At 72.0% G+C, this 21,222-nt stretch carries 15 protein-coding genes and 1 pseudogene; 9 read left to right on the top strand and 7 right to left on the bottom strand.

Translation table 11 applies throughout. The features are described from left to right. Positions 1–523: pseudogene (locus BGM09_RS27485) on the top strand (ATPase); the annotation flags it as partial. An 81-nt stretch (positions 524–604) separates the two neighbouring features. Next, positions 605–1,492, top strand: coding sequence for a sirohydrochlorin chelatase (locus tag BGM09_RS27480; protein WP_188284397.1), 888 nt, complete (start codon positions 605–607; stop codon positions 1,490–1,492). A 116-nt stretch (positions 1,493–1,608) separates the two neighbouring features. Here BGM09_RS27480 and BGM09_RS27475 read toward each other — a convergent pair whose 3' ends face one another. Both BGM09_RS27475 and BGM09_RS27470 read right to left on the bottom strand, forming a co-directional pair. Then, a complete protein-coding gene (locus tag BGM09_RS27475; RefSeq protein WP_188284396.1) occupies positions 1,609–2,655 on the bottom strand; it encodes a lactonase family protein in 1,047 nt (348 codons plus the stop codon). Between the two features lie 83 nt (positions 2,656–2,738). Continuing rightward, the gene (locus BGM09_RS27470) at positions 2,739–4,304 is read right to left on the bottom strand and encodes an FUSC family protein (protein ID WP_188284395.1); all 1,566 of its coding nucleotides are present in this window, start codon (positions 4,302–4,304) and stop codon (positions 2,739–2,741) included. Positions 4,305–4,449: 145 nt separating this feature from the next. Between BGM09_RS27470 and BGM09_RS27465 the strand changes: the two genes are divergently transcribed. From BGM09_RS27465 to BGM09_RS27450, 4 genes are all read left to right on the top strand, one after another. Further along, on the top strand, positions 4,450–4,986 hold the full coding sequence (locus BGM09_RS27465; protein WP_188284394.1) for an Lrp/AsnC family transcriptional regulator: 537 nt from the start codon (positions 4,450–4,452) through the stop codon (positions 4,984–4,986). A gap of 583 nt (positions 4,987–5,569) precedes the next feature. Then, on the top strand, positions 5,570–5,992 hold the full coding sequence (locus BGM09_RS27460) for a hypothetical protein (RefSeq protein ID WP_188284393.1): 423 nt from the start codon (positions 5,570–5,572) through the stop codon (positions 5,990–5,992). A gap of 11 nt (positions 5,993–6,003) precedes the next feature. Continuing rightward, complete coding sequence (locus BGM09_RS27455; RefSeq protein ID WP_188284392.1) at positions 6,004–6,633, top strand: cell wall protein; 630 nt, start codon at positions 6,004–6,006, stop codon at positions 6,631–6,633. 11 nt (positions 6,634–6,644) lie between these two features. Next, a complete protein-coding gene (locus BGM09_RS27450) occupies positions 6,645–7,544 on the top strand; it encodes a MauE/DoxX family redox-associated membrane protein (RefSeq protein WP_223187678.1) in 900 nt (299 codons plus the stop codon). A gap of 78 nt (positions 7,545–7,622) precedes the next feature. Here the strand turns inward: BGM09_RS27450 and BGM09_RS27445 are convergent, their stop codons facing one another. Next, entirely contained in the window at positions 7,623–12,215 is a 4,593-nt protein-coding gene (locus BGM09_RS27445) for an endo-alpha-N-acetylgalactosaminidase family protein (RefSeq protein WP_223187677.1), read from the bottom strand. A 255-nt stretch (positions 12,216–12,470) separates the two neighbouring features. Next, a complete protein-coding gene (locus BGM09_RS27440) occupies positions 12,471–13,499 on the bottom strand; it encodes a LacI family DNA-binding transcriptional regulator (protein WP_223187676.1) in 1,029 nt (342 codons plus the stop codon). A gap of 144 nt (positions 13,500–13,643) precedes the next feature. Here BGM09_RS27440 and BGM09_RS27435 point away from each other — a divergent pair, with 144 nt between their 5' ends. Continuing rightward, positions 13,644–15,476, top strand: a complete 1,833-nt coding sequence (locus BGM09_RS27435; protein WP_188284391.1) for a glycoside hydrolase family 35 protein — start codon at positions 13,644–13,646, stop codon at positions 15,474–15,476. Positions 15,477–15,488: 12 nt separating this feature from the next. Here BGM09_RS27435 and ligD read toward each other — a convergent pair whose 3' ends face one another. Next, positions 15,489–16,520, bottom strand: coding sequence for a non-homologous end-joining DNA ligase (gene ligD / locus BGM09_RS27430; protein WP_188284390.1), 1,032 nt, complete (start codon positions 16,518–16,520; stop codon positions 15,489–15,491). 77 nt (positions 16,521–16,597) lie between these two features. On the opposite strand from ligD, the gene BGM09_RS27425 reads away from it, so the two are divergent. After that, positions 16,598–17,659, top strand: coding sequence for an ATP-dependent DNA ligase (locus BGM09_RS27425; protein ID WP_188284389.1), 1,062 nt, complete (start codon positions 16,598–16,600; stop codon positions 17,657–17,659). Between the two features lie 35 nt (positions 17,660–17,694). On the opposite strand, the gene BGM09_RS27420 is transcribed toward BGM09_RS27425, so the two are convergent. Together BGM09_RS27420 and BGM09_RS27415 are read right to left on the bottom strand one after the other, a co-directional pair. Then, on the bottom strand, positions 17,695–18,924 hold the full coding sequence (locus BGM09_RS27420; RefSeq protein ID WP_188284388.1) for an extracellular solute-binding protein: 1,230 nt from the start codon (positions 18,922–18,924) through the stop codon (positions 17,695–17,697). 262 nt (positions 18,925–19,186) lie between these two features. Next, a complete protein-coding gene (locus BGM09_RS27415; protein WP_188284387.1) occupies positions 19,187–19,609 on the bottom strand; it encodes a secondary thiamine-phosphate synthase enzyme YjbQ in 423 nt (140 codons plus the stop codon). A gap of 376 nt (positions 19,610–19,985) precedes the next feature. On the opposite strand from BGM09_RS27415, the gene BGM09_RS27410 reads away from it, so the two are divergent. Beyond that, a complete protein-coding gene (locus BGM09_RS27410; protein WP_188284386.1) occupies positions 19,986–21,191 on the top strand; it encodes an LLM class flavin-dependent oxidoreductase in 1,206 nt (401 codons plus the stop codon). The last annotated feature ends 31 nt before the right edge of the window (positions 21,192–21,222 follow it).

Below are 21,222 nucleotides of genomic sequence, written 5' to 3'. Positions count from 1 at the left end.
GCTGGCCCGCGCCCAGGACCGTTTCGGGCCGCTCGACGGGATGCCCGCGCAGCTCTACCCGCGCCCCGACCGGCCCGCCGTACTGGCCTCGTTCGCGCCCGACGTGGCCGCCTGCGCCACGGGGGGCGACCCGGTGGCCTCCGGCATCCTGCGGGCCGCCGCGACGCACATCCTGGAGTCGGCGGCTGCCGTACGGCCGGACGCCGCCGCGGTGGACGTGGCGCTGACCGGTGGGCTGTTCAAGATGGGCGAGCCGCTGCTCGGACCGCTGCGTGAGCAAGCCGGGCGGATGCTGCCGGACGCCAGGCTCGTACCGGCGGCCGGTGATCCGCTGGACGGCGCGCTGCTGATCGCGGGGGCGCTGCACCGGGACGCGCTGCCGCTTCCGGCCGACCCCGCGCTGCTGCGGCTCGTCTCCCGTGCCGCTCCGGCACGTTCGCGTACCGCGGCGGCCCGTTCCGATACCGCCCCGGTCGGTTCCGGCACAGCTCAGACACGTTCGATGACCGAACGTGAGCGGTGAAAGGGACAGATCAGGACAGGTCTGCCGCGGCTCCGACCCGGCCGAACATCCAGGCGCCCCAAGGCGTTAGCATGCGTCGCCATGAGCACTGCCACAGGGCCCGCCTCCGGCCTTCCCGTTCGAATGCCGCGTCCGCGCCAGCCGGGACGTCACCGCCGACCGGAGGCGCTGGCCGCGCCCGAGGGCGCGCCGGTGCTGGTTCTGGCCGTCCCCGGCACTCCCACCGCCGCCGCGCTCAGTCTGGCGGAGGAGGTCGTGAGCATCGCCCGCTCCGAGCTGTCGGGACTCGATCCGCGGATCGGCTTCGTCGACGGCGAGGACGGCGAGGAGACCGAATTCCCGGCGCTGCGCGGCGTCCTGGCCGCGATCGCGGACGAGCGGTCGGGTGAGGACACCGCGGCCGTCGTCGTCCCGCTGCTCGCCGGACCCGAGGCTTCCGTGCTGCGCAGGATCCGGCAGGCCATCGCCGACACCAAGGCGCAGGTGGAGCTGACCGACGTCCTCGGTCCGCACCCGCTGCTCGCCGAGGCGCTGCACGTCCGGCTCGCCGAGGCGGGTCTGGCCCGCGCCGACCGCGCGCGGCTGTTCACCGTGGCGACCGCGGCCGACGGGATCATCCTGGCGACCGTCGGCGGCGAGGAGGCGGCGCAGGCCGCGGGTGTCACCGGGCTGCTGCTGGCCGCGCGGCTCGCCGTGCCGGTGCTGGCCGCCGCGCTCGACGAGGACGGCTCCATCGCACGGGCGGCGGAGCAGCTGCGCTCCTCCGGCTCCGGCCGGCTCGCGCTCGCCCCGTGCCTGATCGGCCCGGAGATCGCGCCGCAGCTCCTGCACACCGCGGCGGCGGAGGCGGGCTGCTCGGGCGCCGACGCGCTCGGCCCGTATCCGGCGGTCGGCAAGCTGGTGGTCACGCACTACGCGGGCGCCCTGGGCATCGCGATGCAGCAGCAGGAGAGCGCGCCCTCGCACTGAACGAGGCGGCGCGTCGACACGGCGACGACAACGGCGCGGGCGGACGGTCCTGTCGAAGGACCGTCCGCCCGCGCCGTTTCACGTCGTGCGGGCCGCGCGGGCCCGCCGGCGCGGTGTCAGGGCCGGGCGAAGAGCACGCAGGACACGGCGGGCAGCGCCAGCGAACCGGCCTCCTTGGGGATGCCGGTGCCCGGGTCGACGTCGAACCAGGTGACGTCGCCCGAGCGCTCGTTGGCCGCGTACAGCCGGGTGCCCGACGGGTCGAGGGTGAGGTGGCGCGGCCAGTCGCCGCCGCAGCTCACGGTGTCGAGCAGTTCCAGCCGCTCCCCCGTCTCGTCCAGGGCGAGCACCGCGATGCTGTTGTGGCCGCGGTTGGCGGCCCAGGCGAAGCGGCCGTCGGGCGAGACGACCAGCTCCGAGGGGTAGTTCTCGCCCTCGGCGCCGTCGGGGAGCACGCGCGCCTCGGCGAGCGGGCGCAGGCTGCCGATGGAGGGGTCCCAACGGCAGACGGTGACGACGGAGTCGAGTTCGTTCATCACATAGGCGTGGTGGCCCGCCGGGTGGAAGGTGAGGTGGCGCGGGCCGATTCCGGAGCGCAGTCCCAGTTCGCGCTCGATTTCCAGCTCGCCGCTGTCGGCGTCCAGTTCGCAGACCCGCACCGAGTCGGTGCCGAGGTCGACGCTGACCGCCCAGCGCCCGCTGGGGTCGGTCAGCACGGCGTGCGCGTGCGGCCCGGTCTGGCGCTCGGGGTGGGGGCCGTCGCCCTCGTGCTCCAGCAGTGAGCGCAGCCCGCCGAGTGCGCCGTCCGCGCCGATGGACAGGACGCTGACGCTGCCGGGCTCCGCGTAGTTGGCCGTGAGCAGGTGGCCGCGGTGGACGGCGAGGTGGGTGGGCCAGCCGCCGTGCACCTGTACGGGCGCGCCGAGCAGCCGGGGCGCGGCCGGGTCCGCGAGCGAGAACGCGGCGGCGGTTCCCTCCGGCTCGGTCTCGCCGACCGTGTAGAGCGTCCGCCCGTCGTCGGACAGGGCGAGGAAGGACGGATTCTGCACCTCGGCGTTGTCGCCGAGCGCGGTGAGCGCTCCCGTGTCCGGGTCGACGGCGGCCGTGGTGAGCCCTCGCCCGCCCGCCGAAGTGAACGACCCGATGTAAACGTGCCCGGCCACTGCCGTACCTCTTCCGCCTGATGTCTGTACGGCGGCTGAGATTAGTACCTGACGGCGGCCACGTCGCCCCCGGGTCCCACCGGTCAGGCGGCGAGCGGCGCGCGGGGGTCGGCGTGCAGGGGCGCGGCGAGGTCGGTGAGCGCCGTTTCCAGGACCCGCAGGTGGCCGAGCGCGCGTTCGGCGTGCGGATGTCCCGCGCCGTCCTCGGGTGCCTCCGACCGCGGTTCCGGTGCTTCGATGCCGCGTACGACCAGGCGGCGCACGGCGTCCTCGACCCGTCGGCAGGCGGCCGACAGCCGCTCGTCGTGGCCCGCTTCTGGGTGGGCGACGACCTCGGCGAGACCGCGCACCTGGTGGGCGCAGGCGTCGAGGAGGCGCAGTACGTGACCGGCCCGCGCCCTGCGGGCCCGCAGGGGGCTCAGCGGGTGCACCAGCGGCACCAGGGAGGCGCGTACCCGGCCGAGTACCAGGTCCAGTTCGGCGGCGCGTCCCGCGAGGTCGGCGCCGGGTTCACCGGCGAGGTGCCGGGCGGCCTGCGCGGTGAAGTCGCGTACGGACTCCAGCGCGCGCTGGATCCAGGCGTCGGTGGCGGCGTGCGTCGTGACCGGCAGCACCAGCAGCACGGCGAGCGCCGCCCACAGCGCGCCCGCCCCGGTTTCTTCGAGGCGCAGCAGGAGCAGCGCCGGGTGCAGGACGCCGAGCAGTCCGTAGAGGGAACCGGCCATGACGGTGACGAAGAAGGTCATCCAGGAGTAAGAGACTTGGGCAGTGAAAAAGATCCCGAAGACGCACACCGCGACGAGGACGGCGGACGGTACGGGGGCGCCGTGCAGGGGCAGGGCGAGGGCGAATCCGGCCACGATGCCGAGTGCGGTGCCGAGCACGCGGCGGAAGCCGCGCACCAGGGTCTCGCCGCGCGACGCCGTGTTGACGAAGATCCACCAGGAGGTGGCGACCGCCCAGTACCACCGGTCCTGCGACAGTGCCTGGCCGAGCGCGAGGGCACCGGTCGCGGCGGTCGCGGCCTGGACGGCCTGCCGGGTGGTCGGCCTGCGCAGACCGGGCAGTTGGACGAGGGCCACGGCCGGTACGGGCGCGGCGCCGCGTTCGTAGCACCACAGGCCGAAGCGGACGGTGGCGGCGACGGCGAGGCTGAGGCCGATCGCCGCGTACAGCTCGGGGAGTTCGGCCGGGACGGCGGGCAGGAACTGCGCGATGAAGAACATCATGAAGCCGAAGACACCGAGCGCGTGGCCGCGGGCGCCCCAGCGGCGGGCGTAGACCCCGGCGAGGACGACGGCGACGAATGCGGCGTCGCGGGCGAGCGGGTACGGGTGCAGCCAGGCCGCGGCGGTGAGCACCGGCAGCCCGGTCAGGGGCATGAGGGCGGTGGTGACCGCCTGCTGACCGACGCGGGGGTCGGCGACGACGAAGAAGGCGAGCAGCGCGGCGAGACCGCCGCCGCACATCGCGGGCAGCGGAAATCCGGCCAAGCCCGCCGCGGTGACGGCGAGCGCGATGCCGAGGACGGCGCGGGAGGCGTGGCGCAGCCGCGCGCGGCCCGGATCCGGTGCGACGAACAACTTCTTCACGTGTGCGGTTCCACCCCTGTCCGGTACGGGTGCCCGGCGGCGGTCGGCGCCGGACATGGCAAAGGCGTTGCGGAGGACCGCAACGCCATCGTCACCACCAGGAAAGCACCCGAGCGGGCAGTGGCTCAAACTGGTCGCTCGGAACTGTGCCATTGGTACGGTGAGGGTGTCCTGTCATCGACCACGAGGAGACCAGTGGCCCATGGCCGTCGACACGCTGGACACCCGCATCCTGCGGCTGCTGCTGGAGCAGCCGCGCACCAGCGTCCGTGAGTACGCCCGCATACTCGGCGTGGCCCGCGGCACCCTCCAGGCCCGGCTCGACCGGCTGGAGCGGGACGGGGTGATCACCACGGCGGGACCACGCGTGTCGCCTGCCGCGCTGGGCCACCCGGTGCTGGCCTTCGTACGGATCGAGGTGACGCAGGGGCGTCTGGACGACGTGGGCGAAGCGCTCGCGGCCGTGCCGGAGATCATCGAGGCGCTCTCGATCACCGGCGGCGGGGATCTGCTCACCCGGGTCGCGGCCCGCGACAACGCCCATCTGGAGGACATCATCCAGCGGCTGATCCAACTGCCGGGCGTGGTCCGCACCCGTACGGAGATCGCCCTGCGCGAGCGGGTCCCGTACCGCGTGCTGCCGCTGGTGGAGGCCGTGGGCCGCAGCGCGGCGGCCCGGCGCCAGGGCGGACCGGGCGGCAGGCCGGCCGGGGTCCCAGGTCCTGGCGACGGATCGTAGGCGTACGCGAGCCGCCCAGGCCGAGGCCGCGCCTGGCTGGATCACGACATCCCGGGCACCTCGCGAGAGACGGCCCACGTGTCCGTGCGGCGCGCCGCGGCCGTGATGCCCGAGGCCAACGCACAATGCACCGCACCGCGTGGCTCGTGCCGCCCGCCCCAAGGGCCTCTCGTGTCTCCCGCCCTCTGGCGGACGCGCGTAGAAGCGCGCATCATGGCCGTGTTCCACCATCACTGCCGACCCATCCGACGCACACCTTGTCATGGGCATGTAATTCTCCCGGCGTCCCCATATGCCCCGGAATCCCCACAGGACCCGTGCCACCCTCAGCGCCCACAGAACCTGAACTCCTCACCGTCCCCCCACGCATCGAGCGCACCACGCGCCTCGCACATCCGCGCGATTCACGCCACACCGCCACACCGCCACACCGCCTCGCGGTCCCGTCAGTGCCCCACCTCCCCCGCGAGCGCGCCGCCGTCCCCACCGGCGGACCAGTGTCACGTGTCACGTATGGCGCGGCACGCACCATGCGTTGTCATGCGCAGGTCATAGCATCTGCGCGCGAGCGAAGGGAATCGACATGGCTTGCGGATCGACCAGTCTCTGGGCAGGTGAGACCACCTGGTTCTGCTGCGGCAGCGCCTGGGGCCCCTGCGGCAGCACCGGCACCGGTGCCTGCGGCACCTGCCAGTCCAACGCCCACCAGGCGGCGTGGCCGAACGCCTCCCAGGCGTGTTTCGACATCACCCGGCCCGACCTGTGCGGTGAGACGATCGCGCGCCGCGGCTGCGGCTCGGTGATGAACGTCAAGCACCAGTGCTCCGGCGCGACGGTCTGCGTCACGGTCTCCGACTGCGGACCGCGGACCAAGAGCTTCTGCGGCGAGTCCGCGTGCTGCAACGGCGTCTGCCGCACCAACCGGGTCATCGACCTGACCCCGGCCGCGTTCTCCGCGATCGGCAATCTCAGCTCCGGCAAGCTCCCCGTCTACATCTACGAGTGAGGAGGACCGACATGAGCCACGACCAGAATCCCGCGGGCCGCAGCCGGATGGACCGCCGGCGCTTCCTCACCACCGCCGCGCTCGGCGGTGCGACCATCGTCGGCGCCACCGCGCTCGGCGGCATCGACGCGGACGCCGCCTTCGCCGCGCCGATGCCGTCGCTCGACCCGGCGATCTCCAAGTCGGCGTTCGCCGAGGGCCGGATCACCGCGATCAACGGCACCGTGCTGGAGGTCGCCGGTTCCTACGGCGACCAGCACCTCATCCAGCTCACCAACGCCACCAGCGTCTGGAAGCTGCGCCCGACCACCGCGGCGGAGATCAAGGTCGGCGACGGCCTGTACGCGCGCGGTGTCGACATGCCCGACGGCACCATCGCGGCCGACGCGGTGTGGGTCAACATCGTGAATCTCTTCTGCGAGATCCAGGGCATCGCCAAGGACCGGCTGCACCTCACGCACGGCAACAGCCACGCCGTCGTGGGCCGGATCGTCACCGAGACGACCACCGCCTCGTACCTGGGCGGCGCGCTCACCTCGGACCTGTCGCGGGTGCGGATCGGGCAGTCGGCGCAGGTCCTCGGCGCCTGGCGTCCCGAGGACGACACCATCGACATCGCCCGCGTGACCGTCGGCCACTAGGAGGGAGCGCGATGATCTCCGTCATCCCGAGTCTGGCGCCGCTGCTGTGCGGGGTCCTGCTCGTCGTGACCGGCGCGCCGAAGCTCTTCGGCCGCCGTACGGCCCAACTGGCCGAGAACACCGTCCTGGTGCGGGTCCTGGGCAACGGCCACCGCGCCACCCGGGCACTGCGCGCGGTGGGCGCGGTCGAGCTGCTGATCGCGGCGGCGCTGCTCGCCGTTCCCGAGGCCGTGGCGCCCGGCGTGGCCACGGCGGTGCTCGGCGCGGGCTTCACCGCGTATCTGGGGTACGCGCGGGCGACGGCGCCCGAGTCGTCCTGCGGGTGCAGCGCCCGTGACGAGGGGCCGATCGGCTGGCGGTCCTTCACCCGTGCCGGTCTGGTCGTCGTGGGCGGTCTGGCCGCCGTGGCCGCCGACCGTACGTGGTGGTCGCGGATCGGCGGGGATTCGGCGCCGTCGGCCGTCGTCGTGGCGGTGGCCGCGGCGGTGCTGCTCGGTCTGTCCTCCGACCTCGACCAGCGGTGGCTACGGCCGTTGCGCAAACTGCGGCTGCGGATCCTCGGGCATCCGCTGAGCGGTTCCGGCGAGCGGGTGCCGGTCGCGGCGTCCGTGGAGCTGCTGGAGAATTCCCTCGCCTGGCAGGCGACGGCTCCCGTCGTCCGCTCCGCCCTGCTCGACCACTGGGACGACGAGGGCTGGCGCATCCTGCGGTTCGCGGGCGTCCACGAGGACTCGCGCGGGGCGCGGCCGGTGAACGTGCTGTTCGCGCTCGACCTGGAGGCGACCATCGACACGGCGCCCGTGCCCGCGGTGCGGGTGTCCGTCATCGACGACGTCACGGAGGAGCCGGTCGACGTGGACCCGCTCATCTCGGCAGCCGAGCGCCTTCAGCTCCTCCCGCTGGTCAACTGACCCGAGAAGGACGGGACGCATCCCCCTCCCCGGTACGGGAGGGGGATGCGCCCCGTGGGCTGCCCGGACGGGCCGTGGTCAGGCGCCCGGTGCGGGATCCGGCGGGTAGCCGGCGGGCGTGTCGGCGTAACCGCCGTAGGCCCGCATCTCGGCAGCCGCCGCGAACGGCAGTCCGTTGAGCGCGCTGAGCGCGGTGAAGCGGACGTAGCTCGCGCGGACCCGGTCGAAGGCGACGACCTGGGTCGACGGCGAGTCCACGAGGGTGCCGCGGGCGACGGTCGTCCAGGTGGCGCCGTCGTCGGAGACGGCGACCTCGTAGCCGGCCACCCGGCCGTTCTGGCCGCCGCTCTGGCGGCCGAGGTAGCCGAAGCCGTCGAGGTCGGCGGGGCCGCCCAGCTTGAGGGTCACCCAGTGCGGGTACGGCGCCTCGGAGTTGGTGTAGTCGGTGTGCCAGATGGTGCCGGGGTCACCGTCGAGCACGTTGGAGACCGGTCCCTCCGCGGCTCCCGAGGAGAGGTTCTCGGAGTCCGCGGTCGCCGTCATCGAACTGGGCGAGAGCAGCGCGCGGGTCGCGACGGTCGCCTTGGCGTCCGCCGACACCGATTTGGTGGCGCCGTCGTTGGTGTAGCCCGCCACGACCTTCCAGGAGGCCGCGGTCCCCGCGGCTCCGGCGGGCGGGGTCAGCAGCCAGGTGGTGCTCACCGACGCGCCGGGCTTCACCGTGGCGAAGCTGTTGCCGTGCTCGGTCTTCACCGCCGCGGTCCACCCGGCGGGCAGGCCGTCGAGCCGCTGACCGACACCGGTGGCGTCGGTCAGCTCGCTGTTGGTGAAGGTGGTCACGTACTCGCTCGGCACGCCGGGGCTCAGCTCGGCGGTCGGCGGCGTGGTCACACTCGCGCACGCCGGACCCGCCGGGGCGGGGCCCAGGTCGGTCACCGTGAAGTCGTCCAGCACGAAGTCCGTGCCGTTGGCGCCGCCGAGCTTGCGCAGCCCCACCCAGGTGTCGCCGCAGCCCGCGACGATCTCCTTGGAGTACGTGGCCGTGTCGAGCGCGGGCGCGAGCACGTCGCGCGTCACGTCCTTGGACGCGGCCTTTCCGCCACCGACGACGTCAGCGCCGGTCACCCAGGCCCACTGGCCGTCGATATTGGTCTGGTAGCGGAAGGAGACCGCGTATCTGTGACCCGCCACGAAGGGCACCGTCGCGGGCACCGTCCGGTAGACCAGACCGCTGTTCTCCTCGTGGGCCTTCAGCGAGTGGTTCCCGCCGATGACGTCGTCCACGGCCTGGCCCTTGAGGATCCCGGAGTTGTACGGCGAGTAGGTGTTCTTCCAGGACTTCTGGCTGTACGGGGCGTGCAGGTCGCTGATGCTGGTGCGCGGGTCGGTGGCGCCGCCCGCGTCGCCCTTGACGAAGGGGCCCCAGCCGGGCTGGTTGCCCTCGAAGTCGTCCCGCGCGACGACGGTCCCGCCGGAACCGCCCGCCTTCTTGGGCAGCGGCGCCGTGGTGTCGGCCATCAGGCGTATGTCGTCCAGCGTGACGGCCGCGCCGCCCGCCACCGCGCTGACGGCGACGGTGACCTTGCCGTTGGACGGCGCGGTGAAGGTCACCGACGCGCGCTGCGAGTACGTGCCCTGCTTGGCGTCCGCGGCCATCTCGTTGGCGGCGGGCGTGGTGTCGAAGGTGTTCGCGGCGGGCTGCTTGCCACCGGTGACGGCGAGGGTGGTGGTCCTGCGCTGCCCCTTGGCGATCTCGACGTTGGCGCTCAGGGTGTAGGTCTTGCCGGACGTCAGGCCCTTGACCTGCTGCGAGATGCCGGAGGCCGCGGTGCCGAGCCGGGCGACGTTGTCACCGTTGGCGGTACGTACGGCCGTCGCGCCGCCGTGGGCGTTCCAGGCCGTGAGGTCGCCGGCGTTGAAGCCGGGGTCGTTCAGACCGGTGCCCTGCCCGAAGTCGACGTCGGTGTGCGGCGCCTTGCCGGACTGCGGGGCGAGCACGTACGGCTGGTTCCTGTCGCCGCTGATCGTGACCTTGCCGCCGGTCGGGGTGATGTCACCGGCCTTCACCCGGCCCTGGTCGGTGAGCTTGTAGAGGGTGAAGCGCTTGGTGCCCGCGAACTGCCGTGTCACGTCGAAGGTGTGGGCGCCGCCGGACGCGCTGAAGTAGTACATCTTGTCGGCGTCGCTCGGCGAGGAGATGCCGTTGCCGTGCTTGGCCTCGCCCCACGGCAGCAGGTAGCTGTCGCCGTCGAGGACGAGCGCGCCGCCCATGGAGACCTGGCGCTTGCCGCCGGCCATCGCGACGTGGACACCGCCGGTGAGGTCGGCGGACGTGCCGAAGTCCCAGTGGGTGACCTGGTAGTGCTGGAGGAATTTGGTCGGCAGGTTGTCGGTCCAGATGTTCCGGTAGAAGGCGTTGTAGTCGTCCTGGCCGGTCCAGCCCTCGAACTCCTTGATGTCGGAGCCGCCGAGCAGCGGGTCGACGTTCCACACGTCGCGGTCGGAGTTGGCGATGAAGCGGACGATGTTGGAGTTGATGCCCTTGTTGGTGGCACCGCCGTAGTTCTTGTCGCTCGCCCAGTGCGACCAGATCGAGTCGCCCTCGAATTTGTAGGCCCACTCGCTGGCGACCTCGAAGCCCATCGTGTGGAGCTGAGCGGCCAGTTCGTCGGCGAGCCAGCCGCTGGAGTAGTAGGCGTCGATGTAGACGGTCTTGATGCCGGGCGCCTGCTTGCGCAGTTCCTTGAAGCGGTCGAGGACGGCGCCGCTGCCGAGGTCGGTGCGCTGGTCGATGTGGTACGACTGGTTGAGCCAGTCCCAGCCGTTGACCTGGCCCTGGATGAGTCCCGAGCTGAAGTTCTTGGCCTGCGGGTACGCCTCGGTCACATTGACGTGGACGGCGATGTCCGAGTTGTAGCCGGCGCCCACGGAAGCCAGCTTGTTGAGGTCGGTGAGGCCGCCGGCCCTGACGTTGTAGTCGCCGCCGTAGTCCGGGTGCGCGGAGTCGTGGCCCTCGTTGGCGTAGCCCTTCTCCAGCACCCACTGGCCGAGGTCGTCGGTGGCCAGCGAGATCCGCTTGACGTTGTCGAGCGTCTTGAGGAACGGGTTGGTGGCCTGGCTCGCGAAGTTGAACGGGATGTGCTGGACGACGCGTTCGGGCACCCGGTCGGCGCCGAGCGGGCGCGTCATCGCGGCGCGGTAGGCGAGCGCGCCGTCCTCCCAGGTCACCTTGTTGTCGCCGTTGGCGTCACCGGAGAGCACCACCGTGGTCCGCGGCAGCGTGTACGTCGCCACCCGCCGGTCCGTGGCGCCCTTGGGCGCGTAGGTGTAGTTGCCGACGGACAGCTCCGCGCGGCGCGCGCCGCCGCCCGCGTCCACGATCCGCGACTGGAGCCGGGTGTTGCCGTTGTCGTTGTTGTCCTGCGCGGCGTCGTCGGTCGCGTCGGTGATCAGCCCGCCCGCGAGCGTGGAGTTGCTGACGAAGCCGTACGGGGTGCCGACGGACGCCTTGTCGGGCTTGGCCGCCGCGCTGATCGTGAGGAACTGGTCGGCCGTCGTCGTGGAGTCCGTGGAGATCTTCGTACGGGCCAGGCTCGCGTGCGGGTCGGAGGAGTCGACCGACAGCAGCGACTGGCCGGGGATCGAGAACTGGTTGACGGTACGGGCGGCGCTGCCGGTGATCTTCCGGACGGCGAAGACGACGGTCTTCTTCGCCGTCACGGTGATCGTCGAGGTGATGGCGACGTTCGGCAGGTCGGCGAAGGTCGAGGTGTACGTCGCGGTGTCGCCGTGCGCGGACATCTTCGTGGTCGCGGTGTGCGCGGTGCCGTTGATGTCGAAGGTGTGCAGCGCGGACGCCTGGCCCGCGAGGGTGCCGCCGTTCAGCGCGTACGAGATGACCTGCGGGAATTCCTTGGCGACCTTGACCTTGAGCGCGCCGTGCTTGATCTCGACGGGGGTCGCGGGGTCGGCCGGGGGCGGCGGGTCGACGGGCGCGGGCGTGGTGTCGCCGACGGCGCGGACCCTGATCTCGGAGGCGGAGGCGTTGTCGGACCCGTTGACGGCGCTCTCGGCCTCGACCTTCACATAGCGGCCGGTGACGGGCTTGTCGAAGACGACGGTCTGTACCTCGGTGTTGCTCGTCGGCTGGTGGAAGGAGCCGGTCGCGGCGGGCGCTCCCCAGTTCCCCTTCGGGTCCCTGGCGACGGCCGCGTCGTCGGTGACGAAGATCCGGTAGCCCTTGACCGGGCCGTTGGCCTGGTTCTTCACCGAGTAGTCGACACCGGTGAGGGTGAAGGAGCCGCCGACGTCGAGGGTGATCCAGTGCGGCATCGGGGTCTTGGCGACACCGACGCCGCCGACCACGTCGTAGGCGACCGTCCACTGCGTCGACGGGTCGTTGTCGAACGCGGCGAGCGCCGTGCCGTCCAGGGCCGGGGGCGCGGGGTAGGCGGGCGACTCGGAGTCCGCCTGGACCAGCGTGTACTGGGCGGGGTCGATCGGGGTGCCCGCGGCGGCGGCCGTGTCGGCCGCCGCCCGCGGCGGGGCGGCGAGCGCCGGAGTGACGCCGACCGACAGCAGGGCGAGCGAGGCGAGCAGCGCGGCGGCGGTCGCGGACCGCTGCCGCCGCCACCTTCCGCGGTGGGGTGATCGGGGCGAGCGCGAGGTCATTCCTGTACCACCTAGGGCCTTGAAGAGCCGGGAGCGAGTCGGGAGTGGTGGAGACTGTAGCGGCGATGGCATCGATAACACCAGAGCCCGACAGAGCTTCTTGAACAGGTGATAGCGGCCGACATCGGGCGGCCGTGGGGCCGATCCGGTCCGGGAACGCGGACAGGCGGCGGTAGGTACGACGGGGGCACGTACACCTGAGTACGTACGCCCGCGCGTGGTGACGCCCTCCGGCGGACCGTCAGCGGCGAGCCGTCAGCGGCGGGCCGGCGCCGTGCTGGCGCGGACGACCAGCGTCGGCTCCACCGAGGCCGGCTCCAAGGTGGCGTCCGGGTCCGCGATGTACCGCATGAGGTGGGAGACCGCGAGCGCCCCCATCTCGGCGAAGGGCTGCGCCACCGTGGTCAGCGAGGGCGAGCAGTATTCGGCGAGCGCGATGTCGTCCACACCCACGACGGAGATGTCCTCGGGCACCCTGCGGCCCAGTTCGTGCAGGGCGCGGATCACGCCGAACGCCATCTCGTCGCTGGCCACGAAGACCGCCGTGACGTCGGGGATCCGGCCGAGGATGAGGCCGTTGCGGTAGCCGGAGGCGGGCGACCAGTCGCCCTTCAGCTCCGGCGGCACCGTCCTGCCCTCCGCTTCGAGCACCGCGCGCCAGCCCTGCGACCGGCTCGCCGCGTCCAGCCACTCGCCGGGTCCCGCGACGTGCCAGACCGTCTCGTGGCCCAGGTCCAGCAGGTGCCGGGTGGCCAGCCGCGCCGCCGCCGACTGGTCGACGGCGACCACTTCGGTCGCCGACGTGCGCGAACCGTCAACGGTGATGGTAGGCACCGCGCTGGTGAGCTGCTCGATCTGCCGGCTCACGTGGATCAGCGGCACGGCCAGCACGACGCCTTCCACGTGCTGGTCGGCCAGCCGCAGCATCGAGCTCTCGATGGCGGAGGTGTCCAGCGACGCGGTGGTGGCGGTGCTGACCGCGTAACCGGCCTCCTGAGCGGCCCGTTCGATACCGAGGGTGAGGGCGGTGCGGGAGTAGAAGCTGGTCTGGAGGGTGACCACGCCGATGGTGCGGCTGCGGCCGGAGGAGAGCATGCGCGCCGCGTTGTTCCTGCGGTAGCCGAGCTGGTCGACGGCCGCGAGCACCTTGGCGCGGGTCTTGTCCTGCACGTTGGGGTGACCGGCCAGTGCCCGCGAGACGGTCTGCGCGGAGACCCCGGCGACCCGTGCGACATCCGCCATGCCGGGCGGACGGGAGGCGTCGCGCGCGCTCTGGTTCTTCATGGGTCCCTTCCGGCTGATCCGCTGCCGCCGATGATAGCGGTCGCACCCGCCCAAAGAGGGCGCTCTCCAGCTCGTGGTCCGGCCCCGGACAGACCGAAGGCACCGCGTTGGCATCGATAACAATCTGTGCGACAGTTCGGTGCTGTGAGCCTTCCGACCACCACCGCACCCGCGGACGCCAACGGCCGACCCGCGCCCCTGCTGTCGTATCCGCACGGCACGTTCCTGCGCGGCGGGCAGCCGCACCGCGTCCTGGCAGGGTCGCTGCACTACTTCCGGGTCCACCCCGAGCAGTGGGCCGACCGGCTGGAACGCCTGGCGGCCATGGGGCTCAACACCGTGGACACGTACGTCCCGTGGAATTTCCACCAGCCCCGCCGGGGGCGGCCGTCCTTCGAGGGCCCGCGCGACATCGAGCGGTTCGTCGCGCTCGCGCGGGACACCCGCCTGGACGTGATCGTGCGCCCTGGCCCGTACATCTGCGCCGAGTGGGACAACGGCGGGCTGCCCGCGTGGCTGACCGGGACGCCCGGTATGCGGCCGCGCTCCTCGCACCGGCCCTTCCTCGACGAAGTGGCGCGCTGGTTCGACGCGTTGATCCCGCGCGTCGCCGCGCTCCAGGCGGGCCGCGGCGGGCCGGTGGTCGCCGTGCAGGTGGAGAACGAGTACGGCAGCTACGGCGACGACCGCGGCTATGTGGCGTGGGTGCGCGACGCGCTGGTGGAGCGGGGCATCACCGAACTGCTCTACACCGCGGACGGGCCGACCGACCTGATGCTCGACGGCGGCTCCCTGCCGGGCACGCTGACCACGGCGACCTTCGGGTCCCACGCCGCGCGGGCCGCCGAACTGCTGCGCTCGCGCAGAGCGGGCGAGCCGTTCGTCTGCGCCGAGTTCTGGAACGGCTGGTTCGACCACTGGGGCGAGAAGCACCACATCCGGACCGTCGACAGCGCCGAGGCCACGCTCGCCGAGATCCTGGACGAGGGCGGCTCGGTGAGTGTCTACATGGCGCACGGCGGCACCAACTTCGGGCTGTGGGCGGGCGCCAACCACGACGGCGACAGGCTCCAGCCGACCGTGACCAGCTACGACTCGGACGCGCCGGTCGCCGAGCACGGCGGTCTCGGCCCGAAGTTCTTCGCCCTGCGCGACCGGCTGCTCGCGGTGACCGGCGTGGCCGAAGCCTCCCGGCCGCTGCCCGCGCTCGCGCCGCCGCTCACCGCACGCTCGCTGCCCGTGGTCCGGGGCGCCGGTCTGCTGGACGCGCTCACCGCGCTGTCGCGACCGGTGGCGTCCCCGCATCCGCTGAGCTTCGAGGAGCTGGAACAGCCCTCGGGGCTGGTGCTCTACCGCGCCCGCCCCCGTCTGCCGCGCGGCCCGCAGGAGATCACCGTGCACGGGCTGCACGACCGCGCCCAGGTCTTCGTGGATGGCGCGCCCGCCGGTGTGCTCGACCGGGAGACCGGTTCGCTCACCGTCGAGGGCGCCGGCGAGCCCGTACTGCTGGAACTCCTGGTCGAGAACCAGGGCCGGATCAACTACGGTCCGCTGCTCGGCCAAGGCAAGGGCATCCTCGGCGGGGTCCGCGTCGAGCGCCGCCTGGTGCACAACTGGTCGGTCCACGGACTGCCGCTGGACGAATGGACCGCGGCCGACGTGGAGCGCGCGCCGTCGGCCGCCCCGGCGTGCGGCGACGCGGGTTTCGCGACCGCCCGGTTCACGGCGGACGCCCCGGCCGACACCTTCCTGGCCTTCCCCGGCTTCGGCAAGGGCTTCGTATGGGTGAACGGCACCCTGCTCGGCCGGTACTGGGAGATCGGCCCGCAGGTCACCCTCTATGTGCCCGCGCCGCTGCTGACGGCCGGCGAGAACACCGTCACGGTGCTGGAGCTGGAGCGTTTCGGCGACCGCGTCGAGCTGCGCGACCGGCCGGAGCTGGGGCCGGCCGAGGAGTACGTCGAGACGTTCGACTGAGGTGCGCGGGCGCTACGCCTCCTGGTCGTCCTTCGGCGCGGTCTTCTTCGCGCGGCTCGGCTGCACCCGCTTCGGTTCGCCCTTCATCTTGGGGTGTTCCGGCGGGTAGGGCAGGTCGCCGAGACCGTGCTCGCGCTCGTCCTTGTCGGCCAGTTCGAGCGCCGCGTCCAGCCGGAAGGCGTGCTCGTCCATGTCGGCGTGCACGTCGCCGACCTCCGCGAACCGCCCCGGCATGGTGCCCAGGTCGAAGTCCTCGGGCACGGCGCTGCTCACCTCGTCCCAGCGCAGCGGCGCGGAGACCGGGGCGTGCGGGAACGGCCGTACGGAGTAGGCGCTGGCGATCGTGCGGTCGCGCGCGGTCTGGTTGTAGTCGACGAAGATCCGCTCGCCGCGCTCCTCCTTCCACCAGGCGGTGGTGATCCGGTCGGGTGCGCGGCGCTCCAGCTCGCGGCCGATCGCGATGGCCGAGCGCCGTACCTGGGTGAAGGTCCACTCCGGGGCGATCGGTACGAAGACGTGCAGGCCGCGTCCGCCGGAGGTCTTCGGCCAGCCGGTCAGGCCGAGTCCGTCCAGCACCTCGCGCAGCATGAGCGCCGCGCGCACGGCGTCGCCGTAGTCCGTTCCGGGCTGCGGGTCGAGGTCGATGCGCAGTTCGTCGGGGTGGTCGGTGTCGGCGCGGCGCACCGGCCAGGGGTGGAAGGTGAAGGTGCCGAGGTTGGCGGCCCACAGGACGGCGGCGGTCTCGGTGGGGCAGATCTCGTCGGCGTACCGGCCGCTGGGGAAGGCGATCCGGGCGGTGGGGATCCAGTCGGGCAGATTCTTCGGGGCCCGCTTCTGGAAGAAGGACTCGCCCTCCACGCCGTGGATGTAGCGCTCCAGCGTGGTCGGCCGGTCCCTGACCGCGCGCAGGATGCCGTCGCCGACGCTGAGGTAGTACCTCACCAGGTCGGCCTTGGTGAATCCGCGCCGCGGGAAGTAGACCTTGTCCGGGTGGGACACCCGGACGGCCCGCTCGCCGACGGTCAGTTCCAGCGTCTCGGCCATGCGACCACGCTAGGCCGTACGGCCGGGCGGCGCCCGTCGACGGGCGCCGCCCGGCGGGGCCGCGCACAATCACCAGCATGGACCTTCCGGTGATGCCTCCTGTGCGGCCGATGCTGGCGAAGTCCGCCGCGGCCGTCCCGCCCGGCATGCTCTACGAGGCCAAGTGGGACGGGTTCCGGGCGATCGTCTTCCGCGACGGCGACGAGATCGAGCTGGGCAGCCGCTCGGGCAAGCCGCTGACCCGGTACTTTCCCGAGCTGGTCGAGGCGCTGCGGGAGCGGATTCCGCCGCGCTGCGTGCTGGACGGCGAGATCGTCATCGTGCGCGACGGCCGGCTGGACTTCGACGCGCTGCTAGAGCGGATCCACCCGGCCGAGTCCCGTGTCCGCCATCTGGCGGAGGTGACGCCCGCGTCCTTCGTCGCCTTCGACCTGCTGGCCGTGGGCGACGAGACGCTGCTGCCGGTGCCGCAGCGGGACCGGCGCGAGGTGCTGGTGGAGGCGTTGCGCGAGGCGACGGCGCCGGTGTTCACCGCGCCCGCCACGCAGGACATCGAGATGGCCAGGGAGTGGTTCTCGCGCTTCGAGGGCGCCGGTCTTGACGGTGTCGTCGCCAAACCCCTCCATCTGCCGTACCGGCCGGGCGAGCGCGTCATGATCAAGGTCAAGCACGAGCGCACCGCGGACTGCGTGCTGGCCGGGATGCGGCTGCACAAGAGCGGTCCCGTGGTCGGCTCGCTGCTGCTCGGTCTGTACGACGCCGAGGGGATGCTTCAGCACGTCGGCGTCTGCGCGTCCTTCCCGATGCGCCGCCGCGAGGAGCTGATGACGGAGCTGGAGCCGCTGCGGATGGCGTCCGTCGAGGGCCATCCGTGGCAGGAGTGGGCGAGTGAGGAGGCGCAGGCCGCCGGCCGGCTGCCGGGCGGTCCGAGCCGGTGGACCGGCAAGAAGGACCTGTCGTGGATCCCGCTGCGCCCCGAGCGGGTGGTCGAGGTGGCCTACGACCACATGCAGGGTGACCGGTTCCGCCACACCGCGCAGTTCCGCCGCTGGCGCCCGGACCGGGAGGCCGCGCAGTGCACGTACGCGCAGTTGGAGGAGCCGGTGGGGTACGACCTGGCGGAGGTGCTGGGCGACTGACCGGCCGTTCGGCGGCGCCCTCGTCCGCTCCTCGGCTACCTGACGCCGTCGCTGCGCTGGGCGTCGCGCTGGAGGCCGGCCAGTACGGCCTTGGGATCGCGGTGCACGGCCTGTCCGATGTCCTTCTTCAGTTCGGCGCTGACCGGGGCCCAGGACGCCTTGGCGACGGGATAGAACGCCGCGTCCGACAGCAGGTTCATGAATGGCACGAGATCGCGGTACTGCGGATCCATCCTGACCGTTTCCGCGACTTTCACCGTGACCGGGAGCAGCTTGTACTCCTGTTGGAATTTCAACAAATTCGCTTCGCTGTATATGTACTGGAGGAACTTGGCGTCGGCTTCCCGGTGTCCCTTCTGCCGGAAGGCCATCATCCAGTCGGCGTTCCCGAGCGCCTGCGAACTGGGGCCCGTCCTTCCGGGCAGCGGCGCCACTCCGATGTCGATTCCGGCCGCCTTGGCGGAGGGAAGCAGCGTCAGATGGCCGTTGAGCATCCCCGTACGGCCCGCGAGGAAGTCGCTGAAGGCATCGCTGACACTCGTCTTGGCCGGGTCCTTGGGGCCGACGAGACCGGCGTCGACGAGGTTCTTCCTCAGCCAGACGAAGGCGTCGACATTGCGGACCGAGTCCAGGTTGTACGAGCCGACGTTGTCGGTGTAGCCGCCGTCGTTGCCGATCATCCACATCATGGTCTCGGCTTCCGCTTCCTGCGGGCCGAGCGGCAGTCCGTACGGCACCGGGACGCCGTGCTCCTTGAGTTTGACGGCATCGCGCCTGATGTCGGCCCAGGTCTCCGGGGCGCGGGTGATGCCCGCGCGGGCGAAGAGCTTCTTGTTGTAGAAGAACATCCGGGTGGAGGCGACCCACGGGATGCCGTACTGCACGTGGTTGACGGAACCGGCGTCCGTCAGCGACGGGACGAAGGCGGACTCCATGCTGATCGGGAACAGTTCGTCCGCGCTGTAGAGCTGCTTGTCGTCGGTGAAGGCGCTGAAGGAGTCGAGCTGTGCGAGATCGGGCGCCCGGCCGTCCGCGACCATGGTGGCGACCTGAGCGTCGGCGTCGGCGACGGGCACGAACTGCACGTCGATCGTGATGTTCGGATTCCGCTCCTCGAACGAGCGGGCCAGGCTGTTCCAGGTCTGGGCCACCGGACTCGCGGTCTTCAGACCGCTGTAGTCGGTGGCGACCACGTGCAGGGTGATGTTTTTGCTCTGCGGCGAGGTGTTCCCGCATGCGCCGAGTGTGGTCACCGCCAGCGCCATCGAGCCACCGACCGCCGCTAAGCCCAGATATCGTCGCCGCCGCACCGCTTTCTACCGCCTTCGTATATTACTTGCCCCGTATTAACCGTGCTGAGTTTTCCGCATACCTTCACCAACGGTCAACACCACAGGTGATATCCCGTCAGAAGAAGCGGAGCGCACCGGTACAACACATCGCGGTATATCGGAAATCGCGCCAGTCATATGCGCCGCAAAAGGCGGATATGACTGGCGCCGGCGCTTCCTGGCGGGAACCCGCCGGTCAGCCCAGAAAGCTCAGCCGGACCTGGCGGCGCGGATTGTCGACGTTGGTGTCCACCAGGACGACGGACTGCCAGGTGCCGAGTTCCAGGCGGCCGTCCAGTACCGGCAAGGTGGCGTGCGGCGGGACGAGCGCGGGGAGTACGTGGTCGCGGCCGTGCCCGCGGCTGCCGTGGCGGTGGCTCCAGCGGTCGTCGGCGGGAAGCAGGTCCTGGAGCGCGGCGAGCAGGTCGTCGTCACTGCCCGCGCCCGTCTCGATGACGGCCACTCCCGCGGTGGCGTGCGGCACGAAGACGTTCAGCAGCCCGTCGCGCCCGGCCGCCGCCTCGCGCAGGAACGACGCGCAGGCGGCGGTGAGGTCGTGGACGGTCTCGCTGGAGCCGGTCGCGATGTCGATGACGCGTGAAGTGAGGTTGTCGGCCATACGTCCATGGTCACTCACTTCCGCGGGCGGGCGGGGGCGTCCCGCTGCCATCCGCTGCCCATCCGCCGCCATCCGCGAGGTGAGACGGCGTTGACCTGCCGACGGAGGCGTGACTACCGTCGTCGCATGCCGCGTCCTTGCATGCTCACCTTGCGTGGTCACATCGACCTCCTGCGGGTGGCGTCTGCCGCGTGTTGTCGCGGTCGCTGACGTTTCGCGCCGCTTCCCCTCCCCCGCGCTTGCGTAGCTCTTCTTCGCGTTCCGGCCCGCCGGTCCCCTCGGGACGTCCCCGCGGTGATCCGGCGGACCTCCCGTGCCGCGCACCGGAATCCCGCCGGACCGCACCGGATCCCGCCCATCGAAAGGCGTCCGCCCGATGTCCGTACACCTGCACTGGTTCCTGCCCACCGGCGGCGACGGCCGCACCCTGGTGGACCGCCACGCCTACACCGACGGAGGCGTGAAGCGCTCCCGGATCACGCCGGTCTCCGGCATCCGCGCCCCCGACATCGAGTATCTGGCCCAGATCGCGCGCGCCGCCGACCAGTTGGGGTTCGAGGGGGTGCTGACGCCGACCGGTACGTGGTGCGAGGACGCGTGGCTGACGACGCTGGCGCTGACCCAGCACACCGAGCGGCTGAAGTTCCTGGTCGCCTTCAGGCCCGGGGTGATCTCGCCGGTGCTCGCGGCGCAGATGGCGGCCACGTATCAGCGGATCAGCCGGGGGCGGCTGCTGCTCAACGTGGTGACAGGCGGCGACTCCACCGAGCAGAAGCGGTTCGGCGACCACCTCGACCACGACAGCCGGTACGCGCGCACCGCGGAGTTCCTGTCGGTGGTGCGCGGGGTGTGGGAGGGCACGCCGTTCGACTACGACGGCGAGCACTACCAGGTGGCGGGCGGGGTGGTGGCGCTGCCGCCCGAGCCCCGCCCCGACATCTTCTTCGGCGGTTCCTCGCAGGCCGCAGGTCCGGTCGCCGCCCGGCACGCCGACGTCTATCTGACCTGGGGCGAGCCGCCCGAGCAGGTGAGGCGGAAGACCGACTGGATCAGGGGGCTCGCGGAGGCCGAGGGCCGTACGGTCAGGTTCGGCATCCGACTGCACGTCATCGCGCGGGACTCGGCGCGGGACGCGTGGGCGACCGCGGACCGGCTGCTGGCCGACCTCGACGAGGACACCGTCGCCGCGGCCCAACAGGCGCTCGGCCGCAGCGAGTCGGTGGGCCAGCAGCGGATGCTCGCGCTGCACGGCGGGCAGCGGGACAAGCTGGAGATCTCGCCGAATCTGTGGGCGGGCGTCGGGCTGGTGCGCGGCGGCGCCGGTACGGCGCTGGTCGGCGCCCACGCGGAGGTCGCCGACCGGATCGAGGAGTACCACGCGCTGGGCATCGACCACTTCATCTTCTCCGGCTATCCGCACCTGGAGGAGGCGTACTGGTTCGGCGAGGGCGTGATGCCGGAACTGGCCGCGCGCGGTCTGCTGGAGGCCCTTCCGTCGCCGCTGTCCGCCGTGCCCGCCGCCAACGGCCGCCCGCCGTCCGCTCCGGGCGGGGCGCCGCTGCTGCTGTCCGGGGGCCGCTGAGCTGTCCGCGGCCGAGGGGCCGGCTGTGGTC

It is taken from the genome of Streptomyces sp. CBMA29, assembly GCF_014596445.1.
Lineage (GTDB): Bacteria > Actinomycetota > Actinomycetes > Streptomycetales > Streptomycetaceae > Actinacidiphila.
Note: the sequence above shows the minus strand (reverse complement) of the source record. Positions and strands in the feature narration are given on the sequence as shown.